Annotated in this window: 23 protein-coding genes; 16 read left to right on the top strand and 7 right to left on the bottom strand. The window is 39.6% G+C overall.

From position 1 onward, the window contains the following. The first annotated feature begins 210 nt into the window (after nt 1-210). The 3 genes from AC0N32_RS06115 to AC0N32_RS06125 all read left to right on the top strand — a co-directional run bounded on the left by AC0N32_RS06115 (nt 211) and on the right by AC0N32_RS06125 (nt 5,852). Entirely contained in the window at nt 211-2,046 is a 1,836-nt protein-coding gene (locus AC0N32_RS06115; protein ID WP_476392975.1) for a cytochrome-c peroxidase, read from the top strand. 703 nt (nt 2,047-2,749) lie between these two features. After that, nucleotides 2,750-4,894, top strand: coding sequence for a PhoX family protein (locus AC0N32_RS06120; protein WP_476392976.1), 2,145 nt, complete (start codon nt 2,750-2,752; stop codon nt 4,892-4,894). A gap of 58 nt (nt 4,895-4,952) precedes the next feature. Beyond that, entirely contained in the window at nt 4,953-5,852 is a 900-nt protein-coding gene (locus AC0N32_RS06125; protein WP_476392977.1) for a leucine-rich repeat domain-containing protein, read from the top strand. A 375-nt stretch (nt 5,853-6,227) separates the two neighbouring features. On the opposite strand, the gene AC0N32_RS06130 is transcribed toward AC0N32_RS06125, so the two are convergent. Beyond that, nucleotides 6,228-6,551, bottom strand: coding sequence for a translation initiation factor (locus tag AC0N32_RS06130; protein ID WP_476392978.1), 324 nt, complete (start codon nt 6,549-6,551; stop codon nt 6,228-6,230). A gap of 138 nt (nt 6,552-6,689) precedes the next feature. On the opposite strand from AC0N32_RS06130, the gene gpmI reads away from it, so the two are divergent. The 5 genes from gpmI (at nt 6,690) to AC0N32_RS06155 (ending at nt 11,539) form a co-directional block, all read left to right on the top strand. Beyond that, nucleotides 6,690-8,231: a 2,3-bisphosphoglycerate-independent phosphoglycerate mutase gene (gpmI, locus tag AC0N32_RS06135; protein ID WP_476392979.1), complete on the top strand. Its 1,542-nt coding sequence runs from the start codon at nt 6,690-6,692 to the stop codon at nt 8,229-8,231. Nucleotides 8,232-8,372: 141 nt separating this feature from the next. Continuing rightward, a complete protein-coding gene (locus AC0N32_RS06140; RefSeq protein WP_476392980.1) occupies nt 8,373-9,353 on the top strand; it encodes an acyl-ACP desaturase in 981 nt (326 codons plus the stop codon). A gap of 93 nt (nt 9,354-9,446) precedes the next feature. Next, entirely contained in the window at nt 9,447-9,875 is a 429-nt protein-coding gene (locus tag AC0N32_RS06145) for a BT0820 family HAD-type phosphatase (protein WP_476392981.1), read from the top strand. Between the two features lie 87 nt (nt 9,876-9,962). After that, a complete protein-coding gene (map, locus tag AC0N32_RS06150) occupies nt 9,963-10,772 on the top strand; it encodes a type I methionyl aminopeptidase (RefSeq protein WP_476392982.1) in 810 nt (269 codons plus the stop codon). Beyond that, entirely contained in the window at nt 10,772-11,539 is a 768-nt protein-coding gene (locus AC0N32_RS06155) for a class I SAM-dependent methyltransferase (protein ID WP_476392983.1), read from the top strand. Before map ends, AC0N32_RS06155 begins: the two co-directional genes overlap by 1 nt. Before the next feature lie 31 nt (nt 11,540-11,570). Here the strand turns inward: AC0N32_RS06155 and AC0N32_RS06160 are convergent, their stop codons facing one another. From AC0N32_RS06160 to AC0N32_RS06175, 4 genes are all read right to left on the bottom strand, one after another. After that, the gene (locus tag AC0N32_RS06160; protein ID WP_476392984.1) at nt 11,571-11,780 is read right to left on the bottom strand and encodes a T9SS type A sorting domain-containing protein; all 210 of its coding nucleotides are present in this window, start codon (nt 11,778-11,780) and stop codon (nt 11,571-11,573) included. A 30-nt stretch (nt 11,781-11,810) separates the two neighbouring features. Continuing rightward, the gene (locus AC0N32_RS06165) at nt 11,811-12,275 is read right to left on the bottom strand and encodes a hypothetical protein (RefSeq protein ID WP_476392985.1); all 465 of its coding nucleotides are present in this window, start codon (nt 12,273-12,275) and stop codon (nt 11,811-11,813) included. A gap of 49 nt (nt 12,276-12,324) precedes the next feature. Further along, the gene (locus tag AC0N32_RS06170; RefSeq protein WP_476392986.1) at nt 12,325-12,654 is read right to left on the bottom strand and encodes a DMT family transporter; all 330 of its coding nucleotides are present in this window, start codon (nt 12,652-12,654) and stop codon (nt 12,325-12,327) included. Between the two features lie 93 nt (nt 12,655-12,747). Next, the gene (locus AC0N32_RS06175; RefSeq protein ID WP_476392987.1) at nt 12,748-13,344 is read right to left on the bottom strand and encodes a Crp/Fnr family transcriptional regulator; all 597 of its coding nucleotides are present in this window, start codon (nt 13,342-13,344) and stop codon (nt 12,748-12,750) included. Nucleotides 13,345-13,550: 206 nt separating this feature from the next. Here AC0N32_RS06175 and AC0N32_RS06180 point away from each other — a divergent pair, with 206 nt between their 5' ends. From AC0N32_RS06180 to AC0N32_RS06215, 8 genes are all read left to right on the top strand, one after another. Then, nucleotides 13,551-13,751, top strand: a complete 201-nt coding sequence (locus AC0N32_RS06180) for a membrane lipoprotein lipid attachment site-containing protein (RefSeq protein WP_476392988.1) — start codon at nt 13,551-13,553, stop codon at nt 13,749-13,751. Then, nucleotides 13,744-14,571: a hypothetical protein gene (locus AC0N32_RS06185; RefSeq protein WP_476392989.1), complete on the top strand. Its 828-nt coding sequence runs from the start codon at nt 13,744-13,746 to the stop codon at nt 14,569-14,571. Before AC0N32_RS06180 ends, AC0N32_RS06185 begins: the two co-directional genes overlap by 8 nt. A gap of 430 nt (nt 14,572-15,001) precedes the next feature. Further along, complete coding sequence (locus tag AC0N32_RS06190) at nt 15,002-16,477, top strand: hybrid sensor histidine kinase/response regulator (protein WP_476392990.1); 1,476 nt, start codon at nt 15,002-15,004, stop codon at nt 16,475-16,477. 5 nt (nt 16,478-16,482) lie between these two features. Beyond that, nucleotides 16,483-20,100: a response regulator gene (locus AC0N32_RS06195; protein ID WP_476392991.1), complete on the top strand. Its 3,618-nt coding sequence runs from the start codon at nt 16,483-16,485 to the stop codon at nt 20,098-20,100. A gap of 15 nt (nt 20,101-20,115) precedes the next feature. Next, entirely contained in the window at nt 20,116-20,481 is a 366-nt protein-coding gene (locus AC0N32_RS06200; protein WP_476392992.1) for a response regulator, read from the top strand. Next, the gene (locus AC0N32_RS06205; RefSeq protein ID WP_476392993.1) at nt 20,482-21,312 is read left to right on the top strand and encodes a CheR family methyltransferase; all 831 of its coding nucleotides are present in this window, start codon (nt 20,482-20,484) and stop codon (nt 21,310-21,312) included. Then, nucleotides 21,312-21,890, top strand: a complete 579-nt coding sequence (locus AC0N32_RS06210; RefSeq protein WP_476392994.1) for a chemotaxis protein CheB — start codon at nt 21,312-21,314, stop codon at nt 21,888-21,890. The genes AC0N32_RS06205 and AC0N32_RS06210 overlap by 1 nt, the downstream gene beginning before the upstream one ends. A 29-nt stretch (nt 21,891-21,919) precedes the next feature. Beyond that, complete coding sequence (locus AC0N32_RS06215; RefSeq protein ID WP_476392995.1) at nt 21,920-22,282, top strand: response regulator; 363 nt, start codon at nt 21,920-21,922, stop codon at nt 22,280-22,282. A gap of 67 nt (nt 22,283-22,349) precedes the next feature. Here AC0N32_RS06215 and AC0N32_RS06220 read toward each other — a convergent pair whose 3' ends face one another. Together AC0N32_RS06220 and AC0N32_RS06225 are read right to left on the bottom strand one after the other, a co-directional pair. Next, nucleotides 22,350-22,649, bottom strand: coding sequence for a hypothetical protein (locus tag AC0N32_RS06220; RefSeq protein ID WP_476392996.1), 300 nt, complete (start codon nt 22,647-22,649; stop codon nt 22,350-22,352). Nucleotides 22,650-22,804: 155 nt separating this feature from the next. Then, nucleotides 22,805-24,985, bottom strand: a complete 2,181-nt coding sequence (locus AC0N32_RS06225; RefSeq protein ID WP_476392997.1) for an outer membrane beta-barrel protein — start codon at nt 24,983-24,985, stop codon at nt 22,805-22,807. Nucleotides 24,986-25,259 lie beyond the last annotated feature (274 nt).

Raw genomic sequence — 25,259 nt, forward strand, 5'->3', positions numbered from 1 at the left:
AATTAAAATAAACTTTGTTTATTCTTAACCTTTACACATAACGTTCTACTCATAAATAATTTTTCAACCTAAAAAAATCTTAACTCCTTAATGTTTAAATATAAGTAGAATGCGAAAAGACCAGTCCGGCGTAAATATTATTTAATTCAAATTTAAAGTTGTTGTAACCTCCGGAAACTTTTCGATCAATAGTTTTGCGCAAAAAATTAAATGAAGTTTTATCCGCTGGCTGTTATCTTTATATTGCTCGGCATTGCCGCAATGTCTTTTAATCCCGTACACAAAGGCTATGCCTCTGAAAATTCCATCATTAATGCAGGCTTAACGGATTTTAAAACAAAACTCGACCATTTAAAATCAGATGCCTACCGATTTTCCGATGATAAAATAGCGCTTGAAGAACTCCGCAAAACATTAAGAGAAACCAGGAACGCTTTCAAGGAAATAGAATTCTACGTCGCATACCATTATCCCGAATTCACCAAAACGCATCTCAATGCTGCGCCCTTGTTCCATATCGAAGCGGCGGGTACTACGGCTTATACACTGCCTCCCGAAGGGCTTCAGGTTCTGGACGAGATGATATTTTCCGACGAAGCCGATGAAAAAAAGGAAGAAATAAAAACCATCACCGATTTTCTTTTTAACAGCTATGCTAATTTTTATATCAGCTCCGTAAAGAACGGACTCAGCAAGGGAAACAATAAAACCCTCCCGCTGAGAGTGGAACTTATAAGAATATACAGCCTTGGGGTTACCGGATTCGATACCCCGGGATCGCTCAACATCTCCGAAGAAACGCGGCATGCATTTTCAGGGATGCAAAAATACATGAATGACGATCCTTACTTTAAGAATTACAAAACGGAAAAAGCCAATGCTTTATTCACTTCAGGCATAGAATACCTTTGGGCCTATACTGATTTCGAAAGTTTCGACCGGATCGAATTTTACAAAAAATACATTCAGCCCTTATACAAAGAACTCGGAAACTGGGACGGAAGAACGGATGACCTGAAAGAATTTTCCGGTTGGAATGCCGCCAGTACCGATTTTTTCAGCAGCGATTTCCTCGATCCGTATTTCTATACATTGCTTGATAAAGAAGAAGACAGCGAAACATTACGAAAACTGGGAAAACAGATCTTTTACGACACCAACATCAGCGACAACGGCAAAATGAGCTGTGCAACCTGCCATCTTCCCGAAAATGCATTCACCGATCTTAAGGCCAAATCCCAGAGCAACGTCGACGGAAAGACCGTGTTAAGAAATTCGCCTACTTTATACAATGCCGTTTTTGCCAAAAGATTCTTTTATGATCTGAGAGCATTCTACCTTGAGCAACAGGCCGAACACGTTATTTACAACAAAGACGAATTCAACACCAGTTACGAAAACATCATTAAAAAGCTCAGAGCAAAACCCGAATACAAAAAAGCATTTGCCAAAGCTTTCGGCAACCGTAATATCAGTCGCGAGCATTTTTCAAAAGCCCTCAGTTCATATGTAGCCTCCTTATATTCTTACGAAAGTGACTTCGATCAATTCATGAGGAATGAAAAAGAAATCTCTGCCGATGCCAGACAGGGCTTTAATCTGTTTATGGGAAAGGCCAACTGTGCGACCTGTCACTTTGCCCCCAACTTCTCAGGACTGGTTCCCCCCTTATTTAATGAAAATGAATCTGAAGTACTGGGCGTAACGGCAAAACCGATCAATCAGAAACCGGTTGAGCTCGATGCCGACAAAGGAAGAATCAACAGCCCGGTAAGGAAAGAGAATTCATGGATCTACGAAAACTCTTTCAAGACCGTCACCGTAAGAAATATTGCATTGACAAAACCGTATTTCCACAACGGTGCTTTCAATACCTTGGAAGAAGTTCTCGATTTCTACAACGAAGGCGGGGGAGAAGGATTAGGAATAAAAATGAAAAACCAGACCCTCGCTCCCGACAAGCTCAATCTCTCAAAGACTGAAATCAGGCAGATCATCGCATTCCTTAATTCGCTTACCGACATCAGCAAAACGAAGGTTAAGTAATTACTCCCGCAGATTGTGCAGATTGAGCAGATTAAAAAAAATCTGCATAATCACCATGATCTGCGGGAGCTTATTTTTCGGTAGCACCTATATTCATCACCATTTTAACCGAGTGCAAAACGTCATTTACCTACTGCAAACGATATTTGCCTGCAATAATCACCATTTACCTGCTGCAAATCCATTTTAACCGAGTGCAAAACGCTATTTACCTATTGCAAATCGATATTTGTCTGCAATAATCACCATTTACCTGCTGCAAATCCATTTTAACCGAGTGCAAAACGCTATTAACCTACTGCAAACCCTCTTTAATCAAGTGAAGTAAGGTTTTAACCATGAAAAAGAGCCGTCAGCCATGTTAACTAAGCAATAATCCGGGTGCAGTAAGCAATAATTCATGCAAAACAGCCGACAGCCATGAAAATCTCAGATTTTTATTCTTATGTGTTCTGACTATCTTCACGCTGAGCAGCTTAAATCTTTTGTAACTTTTGACTTCGTCGAATCTTCGATTTGTGGTTAAAACTTTAACCCGTTTTTACTCTCTATAAATCCTGAGCATCATTTAACACAAACTTAACCCCATTAACATTAAATTTTCCATTAATTAATATTTGGGCAGATTTATTTAAACTCCTATTAATAGGCAGTTCACCGCAAAAAAATAGTTTTGCAATGTCTTAATAAATCGAAATTTAAAATGAAAAGAAAACTACTAACAGTTGCAGCTCTTGCAATGGTCACGGGTTCTTTATTGAACGCCCAGACCTTTATCTTCAACAAGAATTCTTCTTGGAAGTACAACGACACCAACACCGCACTGGCTTCACAATGGAAAAATGCCAACTTTGATGTATCGGCATGGTCACAGGGTAACGGACCGCTGGGATATGGTGATCCTGTAACCACAACAACCGCTACAGGGCTTATCACGGCTTATTTTGCTAAAGATTTTACCGTAAATCTTAATGACCTTTCTTCCACCATGGAATTTGGGGTAATGAGAGATGACGGAATCATTGTGTACCTGAACGGAGAAGAGGTGGTAAGAGACAACATGCCTTCAGGAGCAGTTGATTTCACGACCTGGTCTTCAACGACCATCAGCGGTTCTGATGAAAATATTTACAATATTTTTTCCATTCCCAAATCAAAATTCGTAAACGGAACCAACAGGATTTCGATCGAACTTCACAACAGAGGCGCAGAAAGCTCAGATCTTAGAATAGATGCTTACCTGAAAACAACCGGTACCGGAACGCCTGTTCCTTGTAATGCTGCCCATATCAGCTGCTTTACATCCATCGTACCGACTGCGCAAACCGGAAAACTGATCATCCCTGCAGAACACAAATATCAGCTGATCCTGAAAGAAGGAGACAACTATACTGAAGGAGGAGGATTAGTAGGCGGACAGAATGACTTTACAGCTTATGTCGCTAAAAACGCCAGCAGCACCAACGGTTATCTTTCCGTAAACCATGAAACCAACCCGGGCGGGGTTACCATGGCGGAAATCAACTATAATGCAACATCTAAACTTTGGGAGCTGACAAGATCCAGAGCGGTAAGCTTCTCTGCACCGAGCCTTGTACAGACCATCAGAAACTGTTCGGGAGGCGTTACCCCTTGGGGAACCATCGTAACGGCAGAAGAGCAGACGACTTCCAATGACGTGAATGCAGACGGAATGAGAGATTACGGATGGCTGGTAGAAATCGATCCTGTAACCGCTCAGGTGATTTCTCAGAACGCCGACGGATCTAAAGGAAAACTTTGGCAGATGGGTATCATGAACCACGAGAATGTCGTGATCAACAATGCCGGAACTATAGCTTATTACGGTGAAGACGGCGGTACGCACATGGTATATAAATATGTAATGGATACGCCGAACAACCTTTCTTCAGGAAACCTTTATGTACTGAAACTTGATCAGGGATTAAGCGGAGGAGATCCTGTAGCTACTACGGCAACATGGGTTCAGGTTCCTAATAAAACAAAAGCCGATCAGAACAACACGGCATCTCTGGCACAATCTCTTGGAGGGACTTCTTTCAACGGGATTGAAGATGTCGATATCAGTCCGATCGACGGGAAAATTTATTTTACCGCTAAAGGATTGAATAAAGTATATCGATTAAAAGACGACGGAACTACCGCTTCACAGGTGGAAACTTTCGTGGGAGGTCTTAATACGAACTATTCTTTTGAAACCGCTCAGGGAACAAAAACGGAAGCCTGGGGGGACGGAAACGACAACCTTACGTTTGATGAACTTGGAAACCTTTGGGTACTTCAGGATGGTGGTAAAAACTACATCTGGGTCGTAGCTCCGGATCACACGCAGGCCAACCCTAAAGTGAGATTATTTGCTTCCATGCCGGCAGGTTCGGAACCGACAGGTCTTACCTTTACCCCGGATCATAAATTCGGATTCTTCTCGGTTCAGCATCCGGATTCTACCATCTCTACCGATGTTGATGCTACAGGAAACACCATCGACTACAGAGGAAAATCTGCAACGGTGGTTATCGCTCTTAAAAACAATTTAGGAACAACCGGAACACTAGGTACGATCGATACCCATACGGAAAATACAGTGACTGTAGCTCCGAACCCTACCTCAGGAATGGTAAAGATCAACGCTCCGAAAGGATTGAAGAATATTGCGGTAACGGCTTACAGCATTGACGGTAAAATTGTTTTCACCCAGAAATATTCAGGGCTGAACAAAATGCTGGACCTTGATTTTACGAGACAGCTTGAGGCCTCAAGAGTTTTGATTTTAAATATCGAAGCAGAAGGAGGATTCCAGCAGACCGTAAAATTGCTGAAAAAATAAATTATTAATTACTACACAGCTGCCGGTAATCTTCATTGCCGGTAGCTTTTTCTATTCTATGAAAAAGTTGTTTTTCTCTGTCTTTATCCTTATCCTTTCACAGGCAAAAGCCCAGATCGATCCTGTAAAATATCCCACCTACACCAATGTAGACGAGGCGCTGAATAGCGGGAAGAAGGTCTACAGCATGAGCTTCAGGGGTAAAAAGATCTTTAATCTTCCGGCTGACATCCAAAAACTCAATTCCATATTCTTTCTGAATTTAATGGAAAACAAGCTTGAGAAAATGGATGAATCGATCTTTAAACTGAAAGAATTATCGATCTTAAATCTTAATGAAAACAGCATTAAGTATATTCCGGATGAAATCGCCGAGCTTCAGAAGCTGGAAAGCTTTTCCATTAATTTAAACGGCCTGACAAGCATTAACCCGAACCTGGCCAAACTTCAGAAACTGAAAGTCATTCATCTGGATGCCAACAATCTTAATGTTTTCCCGGAAGCTTTACTAAAGATTCCAAGCCTGGAAGAGATCAACCTGCAGGGAAACCAGATCAGTTATATGGCGAAAGACCTTGATGAAATTAAAAATTTAAAATCATTAAACCTTTCTGCCAATCAGCTCAACGACCTGGGAGCGCTGGAATTTCCGAAGCAGATCAAATACCTGGAACTGCAGCAGAATTCTATTAGGAAACTTCCTGACGGTTTATTCAGATCAAAAAATCTTGAGTTTTTAAATGTAAGCCAGAACAGCATCCAGGAAATTTCACCCAAAGTAAAAGGCCTCAAAAATGTAGTCAGCATGAACCTGGCGAATAACAACCTGAAAGATCTCCCGAAGGAATTTTCAAAGCTTAAAAATCTTAAAACCTTAATATTAACCGGAAACCCGATGGAAAAAACAACCATCGAAAACCTGAAAAAAATAATGCCGGAAACGCAGATTTATTTTTGAAAAATATTGGAATATATTTTTAACGCAATGATCGCAAGGATTGATTGAAATGGTTGCGTATATTTTTTTGATCGCGAAGGCACTTCGTTCAGCAAATGATAGCAGAACACTTAAATCAAATGAAAATTGAAGATTGGATATAATCGATGCGAATATGAACGAAAAAAAACACTCTACATCCGTGTAGTTTCGCAAATATTACGTTAAAAACAATTCTTAAATCTTAAGGCTCAGACTTTTATAATTTAAACCGCAAAAACTTCTTTTCTGCTACCATTTGCTGAATGAAATGCCCTTGCGATCGAAGATATACGCAATAATTTCAACAAATCCTTGCGATCCTCGCGTTTGAAAACGAGCTTTAGTAAAACAAACCTATCCGCCGACTCTTTTGGTTTTATACCCCATTTCTTTAAGGATATTCATGATCTTATCACGGTTATCACCCTGAATAATGATCGTTCCATCCTTTTCAGAGCCACCGATTCCTAAGGTGGTTTTTATTTTTTTAGATACTTTCTTAAGATCTTCTTCACTGCCTTCCCATCCTTCAACAATGGTTACGGGTTTACCGTTCCGGCCTTTCTTCTCAAATTTACAGATAAGCGGTTCTTTTTGTTTAAATGCTTCTTCAGGCATTTCAAAATCCTGCTCCTCATGATCAGGAAAAAGGTTTTTTAGTTGATCTCTTAAGTCCATGAGGCAAAATTAATAAAATATTTTTCCAAAATTTTCAAATCCTTATAGGTAAAACTCAATTTTAAACAAATTTTAAGTCTGCCTGTTCTTAAATTCATTTCAAAATAGATAAATTTGTCATACAAAAGTTTATACAAAATGTCGAAAAAAGCAATATTGGCCATCCTTGACGGATGGGGATTGGGAATGAATCCGGACGTTTCAGCCATTGACAAAGCAAACACTCCATTTATAGATAACTGTCTTAAAAATTTTCCGCACACCACGCTTGAAGCGAGCGGACTGGCCGTAGGATTACCTGCCGGGCAGATGGGAAACTCTGAAGTAGGACACATGAACCTGGGCGCAGGAAGAGTCGTATACCAAAATCTTGTAAAGCTGAACATGGCCGTGGAAAACGGATCATTGGGCCAGCAGAAAGTGATTCAGGATGCCTTCGAATATGCTAAAAGAGAAAATAAAAAACTGCACTTTATCGGGCTGGTTTCCGATGGTGGTGTACATTCGCATATCAATCACCTGAAAGGCCTTTTAACGGCTGCTCACGAATTCGGTTTACATGAAAATGTTTTTGTTCACGCCTTCACCGACGGCCGTGATTGCGATCCGCATTCCGGAAAAGGATTTATTGAAGATCTCCAGCACCACATGGAAAAAACAGTCGGAAAGCTGGCTACCGTAGTAGGAAGATACTACGCGATGGACAGAGACAAGAGATGGGAGCGTGTAAAAATTGCTTACGATGCAATGGTAGAAGGTGTAGGTGCCCAAACGACCAATGCATTACTGGAGATTCAAAAGTCTTATGACGAAAATATTACCGATGAATTCATGAAGCCGATCATCATGATCGATTCTACAGCGATCGGAAATGTTGTTCCTGTTGCTAAAATCAACGATCATGATGTCGTGATCTGTTTCAATTTCCGTACAGACCGGGGCCGTGAGATCACAGAAGTGCTTACCCAGCAGGATCACCCGGATTATTTTATGAGAAAACTGCCGCTTTATTATGTGACTTTGACCAATTATGATAAAACCTTTAAAGATGTACATGTCGTTTTCGATGAAGAAGTCCTTAAGGAAACCATGGGTGAAATCCTTGAAAGAAACCACAAAACACAGATCAGAATCGCAGAAACGGAGAAATATCCGCACGTAACCTTCTTCTTTTCAGGAGGAAGAGAAGAACCTTTCAACGGGGAAAAAAGATTACTGTGCCCGAGCCCTAAAGACGTACCGACGTATGACCTTAAGCCGGAAATGTCAGCGTATGATATTACCGATGCCATCGTTCCTGAACTGGAGAATGAAACCGCAGATTTTGTTTGTTTAAATTTCGCCAATACCGATATGGTAGGGCATACCGGTGTTTTTGAAGCAGCGGTAAAAGCAGCGGAAACAGTAGACAAGTGCATAGAAAAGGTAGCGACTACGGCTTATGAACATGGCTATGCCGTTTTCATTCTTGCCGACCACGGAAATTCTGACGTGATGATCAACCCGGACGGTACCCCGAATACACAGCATTCCACGAATCTGGTTCCTTTCATTGTCATGGATAAAGACCACACCTGGAATCTGAAACCCGGCAAACTTGGTGATGTGGCCCCGACCATTTTAAAGGTAATGGGAGTAGAAATCCCGGAGATTATGACAGGGGATATATTAGTGAGCTAGGTACAGAATAATATAGAAAAATTGCCGTTATACTTTATATGACGGCAATTTTTATGACCAATATCAGAAGAATTAACAGAATATTATGTTTTAAATAATAAATAAAACTTTAACTTTGCGAATTAATCCTAAATTTAAAAAATGTATCAAAAGCTTGTAAGGAAAGAAGTAATGGGAATTTTGGAAAAGGAAGTGGGCTCTTTTCTGGATAAATTTTTAACGCCAATTGAAAAAATTTGGCAGCCTTCAGACTATCTTCCTGATCCTTCAAGCAATGAATTTAAATATGATCTTGAAGAGATCCAGACCTTTGCCCGCGAAATGCCGTATGATCTTTTCGTAACCCTGATTGGTGACTGTATTACGGAAGAAGCATTGCCCTCTTACGAATCATGGCTTATGGGCGTGGATGGCGTAGACCAGGAACAGCGAGAGATCGGATGGGCACACTGGGTAAGAGCATGGACCGCTGAAGAAAACCGCCACGGAGATCTTCTCAGCAAATACCTTTACCTCTGCGGAAGGGTAAATATGAGAGAAGTAGAAGTGACAACCCAATATCTGATCAACGATGGTTTCGATCTGGGAACAAGTATGGATCCTTACCGTAACTTTATATACACAAGCTTTCAGGAAACCGCTACCAATATTTCTCACCGAAGAGTAGGTACACTAGCAAAACAATCAGGTAACGGAAAACTTGCCAAAATGTGCGGGGTGATCGCAGCAGATGAAGCAAGACACGCCAAAGCATACAAACATTTCGTAGCTAAAATCCTCGAAATCGATCCTTCCGAAATGATCCTTGCCTTTGAAGATATGATGCGTAAGAAAATCGTGATGCCGGCTCACATGATGAGACAATCCGGTCAGAAAGCGGGAGAGCTTTGGGGTCACTTTTCAGACGCCGCACAAAGATGTATGGTCTATACCGGACAGGATTACATCAATATCATGAAAGAACTCCTTGACGAATGGAAGATCGAGCATGTGAAAGGTCTTAACGAAAAAGCCGAGAAAGCACAGGAATACCTGATGAAACTTCCGGCAAGACTTCAGAAAATTACAGACAGGATTTCAACGCCTGATCTTCAGTTTCAGTTCAATTGGGTGAAAAGTTAATTTAACCCTTAAATTATAAAAGTAAAGAGTGCCGAATTATTTCTGGCACTTTTTTTATTTGTATCTTTGCATCTCTAAAAACAAATTCACAGAATGAATAACAAAAAAATTGCTGTTGATTTCGACGGAACTATTGTTGATGATGCTTATCCGGCAATCGGCAAGCCCAAAATTTTTGCTTTTGAAACCTTAAAAAAACTTCAGGCTGAAGGATACCGTCTTATTTTATGGACGTACCGACATGGAAAAACACTGGATGAAGCGGTAGAATTCTGCAAGAAACAAGGTGTTGAATTTTATGCGGTAAACTCAAGTTTTGAAGGAGAAGTTTTTGATTCTGAAAATCAATCCAGAAAAATTGATGCAGACTGGTTCATCGACGACAGGAATTTGGGAGGTTTTCCGGGTTGGGGAGAAATCTATAATATTATTCAGGAAAGAATAGAATTCCGCGTAGAAGGAAAAGAAGTTTTGGCCTATTCAAAACTTAAAAAAGAAAAGAAAAAAGGATTATTCTGGTAAAGAATAAATCTAACAATGTATCAGTGTAACAGCTTACCAATTTTTAATTGTTACATTGTTAATTTTTAAATTGTTACATTAATTTACATGATTCAGTTAAAAACAATAGACGAATTGCGTCTTATGAAGCAAAGTGCTCAGTTGGTTTCCAGAACATTGGGGATGCTGGCCAAAGAGATCAAACCTGGAGTTACCACTTTGCATTTAGATAAACTGGCACACGATTTTATCAAAGATCACGGTGCCGAACCTGCATTTTTAGGATACGGAGGATTTCCGTATTCACTATGTATTTCACCGAACGAACAGGTTGTTCATGGTTTTCCGAGCAAAGAAGAGATCAAAGAAGGAGATGTATTATCCGTAGATTGCGGTGCCATCTTAAACGGATTTGTCGGAGATCATGCCTATACATTCGAAATCGGAGAGGTAAAACCCGAAACCAAAAAACTCCTGAAAGTTGCCAAAGAATCTCTTTATAAGGGGATCGCGCAGTGTGTAAGAGGGAAAAGGATCGGAGACATTTCACATGCGATCCAGGCACATTGTGAGAAAGAAGGCTATGGCGTGGTGAGAGAACTGGTAGGTCATGGAGTAGGAAGACAGATGCATGAGGATCCGCAGGTTCCTAATTACGGAAGACAGGGAAGCGGAAAAGTTATCAAAGACGGTTTAACGATTGCAATTGAACCGATGATCAATCTCGGCACCGAAAAAGTGAAGTTTCACAATGACGGATGGACGGTTACCACTCTTGACAATCAGCCGTCTGCGCATTTCGAGCATGATGTGGCCGTCATTAACGGTAAACCGGTGCTGTTATCCACTTTCCAATATATTTACGATGCTTTGGGCATTGTAAGTGACGAGGAAAAAGCTTTCCAATTGGATTTTTAATGAAAAAGGTTGCTAAACTTGTATTAAATAAAATTCCCCGACCGATGCTAATTAAAATAAGCATTTGGGCGAGACCTCTCATTTATCAGCTTTTTAAAGGTGACCGCTTCGTTGATCCTATCGACGGGAGGTCGTACAGGAAATTCCTTCCTTACGGCTACGGAAAACAAAGGGAAAATGCATTGTCACCCGGCACATTGAGCCTGGAAAGACACCGCCAGATGTGGCTGTACCTTCAGAATGAAACTGATTTTTTCATTAAAAATTATAAGGTCCTACACATCGCTCCGGAACAGGAATTTTTACGTAAATTTAAGAGAATGAGAAACCTGAATTATATTTCAGCAGATTTATTTTCTCCGATTGTGGACGTAAAAGCAGATATTCTTGATCTCCCTTTCGAAAACGAAAGTTTCGATATTATTTTCTGTAATCATGTACTCGAACATATCGAAGACGACTCCAAAGCAATGAGCGAACTCTACAGGGTTTTAAGACCAGGCGGATGGGGAATTCTCCAGGTTCCTATGAAAAATGCTCTGGAAAAAACGTACGAAGATTTTACCATTAAAGATCCAAAAGAACGTCAAAAACACTTTGGGCAGTATGACCACGTTCGATGGTACGGTATGGATTATTTCGACCGGCTTCAGAAAGCAGGTTTTGAAACGGATGCCAATTTCTATTCCCAGCAGTTTTCTGATGAAGAAATTATGAAATACGGACTCAGAAAAAATGAAATTTTACCTTTAGTATATAAAAAATAAAGTCTCCGGATCGGGAGACTTTTTTTCATCTTTATTCTTTTATAAATTTTTGAGGTTTTCTTCCCTGAACGATCACGAAATACTGGCCTATAACGATATCTGCCGTATTGATCTGAGTTTCTTTTCCGGATGTTTTTCCTTCAATAACGATCTGTCCTGCAGCATTTACAATCTGAAAAGAAAGACCGGGCTCAACATTTCTCAATACAAGATTTTCTTTGACAGGATTCTGCGAAATCAAAAAAGATTCTTTTTTTGAGGTTTCTTTGCTTTAAAGAAAAAAACTGTTGTAATATATTTTATTGCCATTGGTACTGTCTGTAATCACGAGACTTTTCCCCGAACCGTTAGAGACCACCTGGTAATTAAAGACATAACCGGCAGGTTTTAGATAAAAGCTGCAATTCTTCTGGTCATACGCCTGAACGGCTGCCATATTGCTTCCCCAGTAATCCTGCAACGTACACCCACCAGTATTTACAATGGAAAAGGAATCTGCCGTCCCGGAAAAAACCAGTGAAAAACCACTTGAATTAACATACTTTGAATTAAAAATATAATTCCCCGATGATAAAGTAAATACAGACGGCTGCAGGACTATATCCATAGCAGGAGTAGAAGTTGTCTGCGAACCTTCGGTCATCTGTGAAATATACCAGTTTGTGTTAAGCAATTCAGAAGTGTTTTGTGCAGAGAGGGAAATACCGGCAAGTAAAAACAGTAAAGTTTTTTTCATAATATTAGTTTTTGCTAAGATATAAAATTTAATTTCCTCTAATTTAAATTTAGTGTGAAGAAACCGCTTTTAAGCCGACAACAGACCCGATAAGCGTCACAATAAAAAATATTCTCCAAAAACTTACGGGATCTTTAAAAAAGAAAATTCCCATCAGTGCTGTTCCTACGGCACCGATTCCTGTCCAGACTGCATAGGCGGTTCCGATGGGCAGGGTCTGTGTTGCTTTGATGAGTAAAAGCATACTGATGGTCAGCGAAACCAGGAAACCTGCAAACCACCAGTACATCGTCGTTCCGGTGGTTTCTTTTACTTTTCCGAGACAAGATGCGAAGGCAACTTCAAATAATCCTGCAATAACTAAGATAATCCAATTCATTTTTCCTGTTTATGCTGCAAAGTTCAGAATTTAAAAACAAAAATCAGAAAAAACTGATTTTAAAAAGGTTTAATTAAGAATTTAAAATGAGCTTCAGATATAAATTTTCCGGTTGATAATTTTCACAAAATCTTCTCTTTCAAGCTTTTTGATGGTTCTGATGACTGTTTCTACACGTAAAGCGGTGATGGATGCAATCTGCTGCCTGGTGAGCGGTACCTCGAACGAAAATTTAGACTGGTCGGCACTGAAGCTTTTCTGGTAATTAAGCGCTCCTTTGATCCGTACATCAGGACGCAGGGAAGCATTATTTTCAAGCATAATATATTTCTGATAAAGACGCTCGGATAAAAATTTATTGATATCTCTTGAAGTCTGTGGGTTTTCATCAAGAAGTCTGACGAAATATGCTTTTGGCAATTTTAATACGGTTGTATCCTCAAAGGCAATGGCATTGACGGGGTATTTTTCATCGATAAACAGGAGTAGCTCACACACGCTCAGCCCTTTGCTCAATATGGCCAGAATGAGTTCTTTCCCCTCATCGTTATAATGGTTAAGCTTTATTCTGCCGTTGATGATCTGGTAATAATAGCGGGGCGTACTGTTTTCTTCAAATATAACATCTGAAGGTTTAAAGTCTTCTTTTTCGGCTCCGTAAGAAAGTAAAAGTTCTTCTTCAATTAACATAAAATAAAAAGGTTTTATTTAAACATAACCTCTGATACCACATTGATTAAATGTATTAAAAGGGAAAGATGATGTTTATGACTGAGATCATAAAGATAAACAATAAAATCTTATGTTGATCAAAACCCGGTACCACTTGTGATCTCTGTCATAAAATTGATATGAATAATTAAATAAGTTTGATCACATCAAAAAAATTAAGATATATGAAAAAGATTATTCTTGCAGCATGCGTGCTGTATCTCCTCACGGCCTGTACCAAGTCTGAAACACAGTATACCGATCAGAACAATAAAAGAGAATCTGTAAATAATCCACAGTCGGATACGATCAATACTTTGGAACAGCGATCAGACACCCTTCAGGACCAGGACCGCCTTAAAGATGTACATACAGACAATGAATAATTTAACGGCTAAAAAAGATTCAGATATGGTTCCGAAAGGCAGGCTTGTTATGTTAAGAAACTCTGAAGAAATTGCTGAAAACGAAAATAAAAACCGCGATCAGCACTCCTTTTTGTGTAATATCCTCAAAACAATGAAAGTGGATAAACGAACTCCGTTGGAATTTGTCATCACAGGAGACGGCAAATATGAAATTATAAAAATGTACTCTGAAAAGCTGCTGGAGGCAGGATATCACAACTTCAACTTCCTGAACGTTAGTAGTGAAGACAAAAACCAGGAAATGGTTTCATCCCGTCTCGCAAGGGCTAATATCGTCATCTTTATGGATGATCCTGCCAACATCTGCCGCATTCTGCAGAAATCTTCGATATTAAAAATTCTTTACAAAAAATATCTTCTGGAAGAAAGTTTTATGATTATCGGGATCAATGTCGGAGCTATGTGTATTCCGGGTGCTTTTATGCATGGATCGAGAGTGGTAAACGGGCTGGGATTTGTCAACAGCTGCATTATCGACACGGAATTCGATTACGAGACAGGATTCAGAAAGCTTATTAAAACCGTGATTCTCAATAAAGAATATTTCGGACTAGGGTTGAGTGATAATACGGCACTTATTATTGAAGAAGGCGTAAAAGCTACATGTAAGGGAGATGGTCCGGTGATGCTTATTAATGCCAGGAACGTTAAGAATTTCAACACCAGAGATTTCAACAGCGGCAAAACAATGTTTGTGAAAAATCTTAAAGGACATATTCTCATTGACGGCTGTACCCTGAATCTCAATAGTGGGGAAGTAACCACTCAGAAATTTTAATAAAAATCACACCTTTAAAAAGTTTTCTGCGGCGAATGTTAAACAATTACTTTAATAAGACTGTGATTCTTAAAGTGGTTTTCGGCTAAAGATAATAAACCCCTGATTTACACAGGGGTTTAGAAATTGAAAGTATATATTTAAGTGAAAAAGTGTTGTCAGTCTTTATTCAAACACTGTGCCGTGAATTATGATTTTTAAAGAAAATATATGACCTGCTTTTTAAATTTTGTTAATATTATTTCTAAAACATTGATTTAGTGGAATAAATATTGCTGCGTGTTTTAGAGATTTTTTTTTAAGCCTGAAAATAAGTTGATCCTGCTGTGGCAGGCACAAGTATAATCACGAAAACATGAGTGTTTTTCGGAATATTGTAAGTATTTTTGAGGTTAAACTAAATATAATTAATTATTGATTTTACATTTCTATGATCTTAATTGTTGATGATAACCAGAGTAATCTTTATTCCCTGAAAAAACTTCTGGAATCAAAAGATTTTCAGGTAGATACGGCTGACTCTGGAGAAAAGGCGTTGGGAAAAGCACTGAAAAATGATTATGCTTTAATTATTTTAGATGTACAGATGCCGGATATGGATGGCTTTGAGGTAGCAGAAACACTTGCCGGATATAGCAAAACCAAGGAGGTGCCCATCATTTTTCTATCTGCCGTCAATACCGAAAAGAAATTCATCACCCGGGGTTATGCATCAGGAGGTAAAGATTACGTGACAAAGCCCGTAGATCCTGAAATTCTTTTGCTGAAGGTAAAAACGTTTTACAATCTTCAGGAGCGGAATCTGGCGATGAAAAAAACGCAGCAGAGCCTGGAACTTGAAGTAAAGGGAAGAAGAGAATCCCAGGTTACCCTGAAATCCCAGATTGACCATTTTCATCTGATGCTGGAATCGCTTCCACAAATTGCGTTTACCCTTAATGACAAAGGTGTCATAGATTTTGTTAACCGTAAATGGAACGAATATTCAGAATCGGCGGAAGAATTCCCGGAAACACATCCGGATGACTTCAATATCAGAGAAGAACTGGAACGATGCCGAAAGAAAGGAAACGCCCTTGAACTGGAAATCAGAATAAAAAATATTGAATCGGAAAATTACCGTTATCACCTTCTTCGGGTGACACCGGTATATGAAGGAGACATCATTAAAAACTGGGTAGGAACGTTTACCGACATCGACGATCAGAAAAAAGTGGAGAAGGAAAAAGATGAATTCCTGAGCATTGCAAGCCACGAACTCAAAACTCCTTTAACCAGCATTAAAGCTTATGTTCAGCTTTTGGAAAGAAAATTGAAACTCGATAAAGAAAGTGCTGAAGCCGGTTTTGTTACCAAAGTTCAGGATCAGATTGAAAAATTAAATACCCTGATCACAGATTTGCTTGATGTTTCAAAAATAGAAAACGGCAAATTAAAAATAAATAAAAAACCCACCAATCTGGAAAATGTTATCAGCAATGCCATTGACACCATCCTTCAGACTCATGATGAAAACCGTGTCAAAATAAAAAGAGACGGCATCAGGCCGGATATTCTTATTCCTCTGGATGAGATCCGTATCGAGCAGGTTTTGATCAACTTTTTAACCAATGCCATCAAATATTCCCCTAAAAACAACCAGGTAATTGTAACTACTTTTGTAGATGAAGAGGAGCAGGAAGTAAAAGTAAACGTTACCGATTTCGGAATCGGAATTCCTGATTTTAAGCAGGAAGCTGTTTTCCGTAAGTTCTACCGTGTTGAAGAATCTTCTCTCCAGTTTCAGGGGATGGGAATTGGTTTGTTTATCTGCGCCGAGATCATCAAGCAGCATCACGGAAACATCGGAGTTTCCAGTAAAGTAGATGAGGGGTCTACATTTTATTTCACACTACCATTAAATTAATTTTCATGCCGAAAAAAATCATAAGAAATCTTCAGGTTGGAGTAGGGCTTTCTTTAGTCATCCTGATTGCAAGTTCTGTTGCTTCGTATATAAGTATACAAAAACAGATGGAGAACCGGGAAAGCCTCTCAAAAAGCCGCAGATCCATCACTGCGGTTAAAGATGTCTTAGTCGCTTTACTGGACGCCGAAACGGGAAACAGGGGATATCAGCTTACGGGAAAAGAAAATTTCCTGGATCCATTTAACCGGAGCCTTATTGAATTTCCGAAAGCCATCGAACGGGCAAAAAATTTAGATATCGGCGATCAGAGCCAGGTCGGGCGTCTTCATGAGCTCGAACGAAATGTCAATACGAATATTTCAAACCTGAAACATTTTGTTGACAACAGGAAAAAAGGCATTGTCATGACCCAGGAACAGGTACTGCTGAGTAAAGTCTACATGGACAGATGCCGGAAGCTTGTTCAAGAATTTGTACAGTATGAAGAAGTTCAGCTGGCACTGAAAAATAAAGACCTGAACAAATCATCAAATACAACCGTTCTCTTCATCATATTTTCTGCCATTGCAGCGATTGTGGTAACGACCTTCTTTTATCTTAAATTAAGAGCCGATCTTATCCGAAGAGATAAACTGGAAAAAGCACTTCAGGCCAAAGATCTTGAAATCAGCAGAAGGGTAAGCGCTATTCAGCAGATTGCGAACAGGGTAGCTAACGGAGACTACAGCCAGAGAGCAATCGATCATTCTGAGGATGACCTTGGAGATCTTGCAGAATCGTTGAACCACATGACGGAATCTCTTAAAATATCATTCGATAAAATTAATGCCAGCGATTGGCGTCAGAAAGGATTGGCCATGCTTAACGAACATATGATGGGTAATAAATCTGTACAGGAAGTTTCAGATAATGCCCTTCAGCAGATCATTGAGTACGGAAAATGCATCAATGGTGCACTGTACCTGTACGATGACGGTTTGCTGAAATTAAAAGCGGCTTTCGGTCTTGAAAACAACATGAAAAAGATTTTTGAACCTGGAGAAGGAATGGTAGGACAAACTTTCGTGAGTGAAAAAACACAGGTTTATAACAATCTTCATGAAGACGACTTCGTGGTAACCTTTGCCAGCAGCACCATACAGATTTACGGCATTCTTTTGCTTCCTGTCTTTGCCGACGGCAATGTCATAGGAGTGTTGGAATTGGGATCTACCGATAATTTTGACGAAAGCAGAGTTGATTATTTCATTGAATGCACCAGAAATATCGGCGTTGCACTAAGCGCAGCCAAAGGGCGTGAAAAAGAACAGCAACTTTTAGAAGAAACCCAGGCACAGTCGGAAGAATTGCAGGTACAGCATTCGGAGCTTGAAAACCTGAATACTGAACTGGAAGCACAAACCCAGAAACTGCAGGCTTCGGAAGAAGAACTCAAAGTACAGCAGGAAGAGCTCATGCAGGCCAATGCAGAATTAGAGGAGCGTTCAAGATTACTGGAAGAGAAAAATCATCTTATTGCTGAAAGAAACAACGAGATTCAGAAAAAAGTAGAAGAGCTTGCCTTAAGCACAAAATACAAATCGGAATTCCTGGCGAATATGTCTCACGAACTCCGTACTCCACTGAATTCAATCCTTCTGCTGTCTCGTCTGATGGCTGAAAATCCGGAGGAGAACCTCAATGAAGATCAGATCGAATCGGCCAAGGTAATTCAAAGTTCTGGAAGCAGTCTGCTGACCTTAATTGACGAAATCCTCGATCTTGCTAAAATTGAATCCGGTAAAATGACCCTGGAATACCAGGAAGTGCCGATTTATGATATTGTAAAGGATTTAAAAAGTCTTTTCAATCCGATATTCCAGGAGAAAAAACTTGACTTTAATATCCAGATCGATAATGATTTGAGTAATACGATTGAAACTGATCGTTTAAGAGTGGACCAGGTTCTGAGAAATTTACTGTCAAACGCTTTAAAATTTACCACAGAAGGTAGTATCGATTTAAACATTAAAAAAGATCCTAAAAAGAAAGATTTCATCATATTCTCCGTAAAAGATACGGGAATTGGTATTGCAGAAGATAAGCAGAAAATTATTTTTGAAGCATTTCAGCAGGCTGATGGTTCTACCAGAAGAAAATTTGGAGGAACAGGTCTTGGATTATCGATCAGCAGGGAAATTGCGAGGCTTTTAGGCGGCGAACTCACCCTGGAGAGCCATGTGAATGAAGGAAGTGAATTCTGCCTGATCATTCCTGTAAAAGCCATCGCTGAATCTGAAATCGAGCATATCGAAACCGATCAGGATCTGGTAGAGATCATTCGTGAAGATGTCACGGAAATAAAAAATATCCTGGATGACGGAGAAGAAGAATATTACAATACCATCAACACCCTGGAAATTCCTGAGAGTGTGCCGGATGACAGGGAAAATATTCAGGACGGCGACAGGGTAATTTTAATCATCGAAGACGACACCAATTTTGCCAAAGCACTTCTGAAATATGCCCGCATGCAAAAGTATAAGGCTGTCGTAGTGGTACGAGGAGATCATGGCCTTTCTGCGGCTCTGCAGTACCGTCCGCATGCTATTCTTCTGGATGTACAGCTTCCGGTAAAAGACGGCTGGCAGGTTATGGATGACCTTAAATCCGATCCTGAGACCAAGCATATTCCGGTACACATGATGTCGGTTCTTCACGTGAAGAAAGAAAGCCTGATGAAAGGAGCCATTGATTTTATCAACAAGCCTGTAGCACTGGATCAGATGAACGAAGTCTTCAGGAAGATTGAGGAAGTCATCAGAAAATCTCCGCAGAAAGTTCTTATTGTAGAGGAAAATGCGAAACATGCCAGCGCGCTTTCGTATTTCCTGGGCAATTTCAACATCTCATTGTCTGTGGAAAATAATGTAGAAGATAGTGTAAAAGCCCTTACGGAAGGCCACGCAGACTGTGTCATTCTGGATATCGGCTCGTCGAGAGGGAATGAATACGAGATTATAGAATCCATTAAAAGCTATGACGGTCTGGAGAACCTTCCGATCATCATATTTACGGAACGGAACCTGTCGAAGTCGGAGGAACTGAAAATAAAGCAATATGCCGATTCCATTGTGGTAAAAACGGCACATTCTTACCAGAGAATCCTGGATGAAGTCGGTTTGTTCCTGCATCTTGTGGAAGAGAAAAATAACTCTATCGAAACGGTAAGAAGCAAAACTTTGGGCTCGCTAACGGAAGTTCTGAGCGGAAAAAAGATTCTCATAACTGATGATGATGTACGGAATATATTTTCGCTTACGAAAGCTCTCGAGAAATATAAGGTAGAGGTCGTGGTTGCCATGGACGGAAGGCATGCCCTTCAGCAAATGAAAGAACATCCTGATGTAGACGTTATTCTGATGGATATGATGATGCCAGAAATGGATGGTTATGAAACCATAAGACAGATCCGGAAAATGCCTATGTTTACAAGACTCCCGATCATTGCCATTACGGCAAAATCCATGATCGGAGAACGTGAAAAATGTATCACTGCAGGGGCTTCGGATTACATCTCGAAACCTGTGGACATCGATCAGCTTTTATCCTTACTTAGAGTCTGGTTATATGAAAATTAAACAGCTAAAATTCTGATGAATAAAAAAGTTTTAATTGTGGACGACGATCCGCGAAATATATTTGCCCTCAAACTGACCCTGAAATCGCGGGGCTATCAGATTGAAAGCTGTACCATGGCCCAGGAAGCTATTGACATCCTGAAAAAAGACCATCATTTCAATGCTGTTCTTATGGACATGATGATGCCCGAAATGGATGGCTATGAAGCCACAAGGATTATAAGAGAAACGCCTTTTATCAGTGAAATACCGGTAATTGCAGTGACCGCACAGGCCATGCCTGAAGACAGACAGAAATGCCTTGATGCAGGGGCAAACGATTATATATCGAAGCCTATAGACGTAGATCAGTTAATAAAAGCCCTGGAAAAACTATCGTAAATGCTTGAGCCCAGTATCATAAAAGACGAAGAGGTAGAATACTTGATTAAAGATGTTTATGAAATGTATGGCTACGATTTTTCGGAATACAGCAGAGCTTCGTTCAAACGCAGGGTAAATCGGATATGCCTTATCGACCGTTTCACCAGCTTTGCCGAACTTCGGTATACCATTCTGAATGATCCCGAGTACCTGAAACGTTTTATCGAGGAAATTACCGTGAATGTAACAGAAATGTTCCGTGATCCGTTGTTCTTTAAAGCTTTAAGAGAGAAAATACTTCCTCAGCTGGGAACGTATCCTTTAATAAGAATCTGGGTAGCAGGATGTTCTACGGGAGAAGAGGCTTATTCCATAGCCATTCTACTGAAGGAAGCGAATCTGTATCACAAATCACTGATTTACGGAACAGACCTCAATCCATCTGTGCTGGAAACGGCAAGAGCAGGGGTTTTCCCGCTTCAACAGATGAAATTGTATTCGGAAAATTATATTTCATCAGGAGGAAAAAAGGATTTTTCAGATTACTACACGGCAAATTATGACAGCGTGAAATTTGATAAAAGCCTTCAGGAAAAACTGATTTTGTCGACCCACAATCTGGTTTCAGACAGCTCTTTCAACAGCTTCCAGCTGATCGTGTGCCGGAATGTTCTGATCTATTTTGACCGCGGCCTGCAGGAAAGAGTTTTTCGTTTATTCGATAATAGCTTAGAAAATTTAGGTTTTTTAGCTTTAGGAGCGAAAGAAACACTAAGATTTTCTAAATTAGATGAAAATTATCATCAGGTGGATGACCAGAGGATCTGGAAAAAACTGGACCATAATTAATGATTTTAAATAAAGGAAATATAAAAACGGAATTGATTGTCATCGGAGGCTCTGCGGGGAGTCTTCAGGTCATCCTTGAGATGATCCGGAAGATTGATGAAAACCTGGCGGTTCCGATTCTCCTGGTGCTGCATCGCAAGGCACATTCCACCAATATACTACAGGCACTGCTACAACAGCTTACTCCTGTGGAAGTCATAGAGATCGATGATAAAACAGAAATCGAACCCAATAAAATATACATTACGCCGGCAGACTATCATCTTCTTTTTGAAGACCGGAAAATAATGTCGCTGGACAGTTCCGAAAAGATGAATTACTCACGTCCGTCCATTGATGTGACTTTCAAATCGGCAGCAGAGATTTATGGTGAAAACCTTATCGGAGTCCTTCTGTCCGGAGCCAATGCCGACGGCGTGGAAGGTTTATCTTACATCAAGAAAAACGGCGGAAAAGTCTGGATTCAGGATCCGAAGACTGCTGAAGTAGATTACATGCCGAGACAGGCCATGGAGCAAATTAAATATGATATGATCATCAGACCCGATGATCTTCCAATATACATTAATCAATTATAATAGTAAATCCCTAACAATTACGTAAGAATATGAACAAAAAGAAAATCCTGATTTTTGATGATGACACCACCATTCTGGAAGTGATCAGCATCATTTTTGAAGAAAATGGTTATCAGGTGGAAATTTCCGAAACCTCACACGACATTTTGGAGCGGGTCGAAAGATACAAGCCGGACGTTATTCTTATGGATAACTGGATTCCAAAAATCGGCGGGGTGGAAGCAACAAAACTCCTGAAGAATCATGAGGACTTCAAGCACATTCCGGTCATCTATGTAACGGCCAATAATGATATCGTTGCCCTTGCCAAGCAGGCGCAGGCAGACGATTATGTTGCTAAACCATTTAATCTTGAAGACCTGGAAAATAAGGTTGCTAATTTTTTACAGTAACATGATGAAAAAACTTTTACGCGCTTAATCAGCAAACAAAAATCCCGGTAGCATCTACCGGGATATATTATGTCATTTGGATGTGTTGCGAATCTGATCCCTGTATTAATTTTAGTTTTGATTTAATAAATTCCCAACTGCATTTTTCGTAGTTAATTTCCGCAATCAATGAGGTTAAAAATAACTTCAGAGCCGGTCTACCAAGTATCTTTTGGGTAAAAGTAGGCGCTATAATAGGCTTTTTCGAAACAATATTTTCCGTTAACGTATATTCTTTTTCAAGATCTATGTCCATATCAAACTGAGATTTTACACTCGTCGTTAGATATTTTCTGATCATCTTTGTCATTTCTGCATTCCGTGTCATCGTTTGGTATTTTTATTTAAATACTATAAATATCTGTGCCACAAATCATATTATGTGAAAAATTTAGCATTTTTTATTATTATTTAAATATTTAATAAAAACGGATGATGCACCATACGATACATCATCCGTCTGTCAATGAGGAATGTTATTTTTTATTTTCCGCCGCCGCCGTTCTTCTCAACATCGGTTTTGGTATTTTCTTTTACCTTCTGGTTTCCAAAACGTTTTACAAATGAAATGGAAGCGCCGTACCAGTCCCAGGTTGATGCACTACGCACAAATCCCTGTTGATTGTAAGTGGTTGCATCATAGTTGGGTCTCTGGAAAATATTCATCAGCTGAAGGCTGACTTCCATCTGGGTTTTAGGGAATATCTTGGTTACGGAAATATTGTGAAAAATATTGGCCTTGTTCGTCGTAGAGTTCCCGTTGTTCTGGTTGGAGATCTCCATCCATGCGCTTACGTTAATATTTTTATTGAAAAGATTGGTATAAGAGAGATTCGTAGATGCGCTCAGGTAGCTGATGTAAGCGTTTCCTTCAATGCCATTTTTCATATTAAAATCACTGTTATCAATATAGTACCATCCAAGTCCAAGATTTACAGTAAATTTATTTTTAAAGAAGGTCTGATTGGTATTGGCATACAGATAATATTTGTGAACCTTTCCGGTAAAATTTGACGGTTGAGTAATATTGATCTTCTTCTTTCCGGTACCATCCGGAATCTCTTCCTGCAAATAGTCGGTCCAGTAATCCTGGTCTGTGTACATGTATCTTGCAGAAATAAAATACTTCTTCAAAATACCGAGCTTCATGTAGAGCCTGTCGCTTGGGTTAGGATCCAGATCAATATTCCCGCGGCTGTAAATTCCGTTGGTATTGGGTGTCATAAAAGGATTGAATTCTGCGTACCACGGTCTCCAGATATTGCGGTTGTAGGTCAAGCTTAAATCATATTTATCCGAGAATGTATATTTCACTAGAATATTAGGAAGGAAAGTACCGTAAGAGTCTTTTCGAGAAGCACCAGCCACATCCTGACGGAGTTTATAATCGATATATTCGTAACGAAGGCCGATTCTGGTTTCTAGCTTTTTAAAAAACGTCCTGCTGTAGTTCGCATATAGTGAGCCTATATAATCTTCGTAATGGAAAACATCGTGACTGCTGAGGCCACTGAGCATATTTCCGGATAAATTATTCGGAATGACATTATTATTAAAATTTATCTTTCCTCCGACTTCAAAGTTTGCTCCGGATTTACCCAAAGGCTGGGTGTAATCTATTTTTGCATAGTAATTCCGATTTTCAGTGTCGGTGATGACACCAAGGGTCTCAGTACCGTCAGTCCCGACCGGTGCAGGAATAGTGTTTCTGATAAAATAACTGTCTTCTGCCTGTCCGTAATAATTGGTTCCGAGATTGACATCCAGAATTTTATTCTTTTCCTTATCGTACCATTTGTAAAAAATATTGGTTCCCAGATTGCGGTTGAGACCTGTTGAATTCTGGTTTTGTTCGGAAGAACTTTTAAAAATATTGTCGATATAATCAGTTCTGTCGGCACTGGAATTTGAAGTGGAATTACTCTGGTAATATTCAAGGATAACCCCAACGGTATTTTTGGCATCAATTTCATATTCTGAAGTGGAGGAAACCGACGGACTCTTGTTTCTGCCAATGACATAGCTATTGATCTGGTTGGTAGAATTATCGGCGTACCACGAGTAAAAACTTGAATCTTTCTGCACATACGTATTGTCACTGTAGCTTCCGATAAGCGTTTGGGTAAAATTCTTTTTATGGTAATTCAGGTTAAAATTGGTGTATTGTGAATTCTTGGTGTTCTGGCGGTTGTTGAGCGTTACGCTTCCCTTCAATCCTTCGTCATCGCGTTTTTTCAGGACAATATTAATAACGGTTCCTGTCGCTTCGTATCTTGAGGAAGGGCTGGTAATAACCTCAATTTTCATCAGATTATCAGCGGGAATCGTCTTCAGGTATTCTTTAAGCTCTTTGCCCGTAAATACGGATTTCCTGTCGTTGATGTAAACCGTTACAGATTCTCCTTCTGCTTTTATCGCATCATTATTGTCGATACTTACAAGAGGAGTCATTCTCAGAACATCCCAGGTGGTATTACCGGCAAGTATGGAGCTGTTGGAAACATTGAAGACCGTTCGGTCTACTTTAGACTCTACCGTTGGTTTTCTTACGGTAACGGTTACGCCTTCAATTTCTTTTTCTTTGGATTTTATAGTATCTTTTTCTGTTTGTGCAAATGTCAGAATACCTGCCAGTAAAGCGATCGATGTTAAAATGATTTTCATTATGAAACTAGGTTTTACATATAAGACACTCCAGGGTGGATTATTGTTACATCGGCAGAATTAATTTTATTTTATTTTTTCTTAATCTAAAGTTTACAAGGAAGTTATGTATCGAATAAAAATGAAATTATTTAAATTATTATATTTTTGCTGAAATTATCATGGCTATGAAGAATGCGTTAAGCTGGATCCTCGTTTTATTCATTCTCGTTTCAGTTTTCAACAACTGTCTGAATCATTCGGTAAAGAAAGAAATAAGACAAAAAGCGGCTTT

The organism is Chryseobacterium endophyticum (assembly GCF_056333165.1).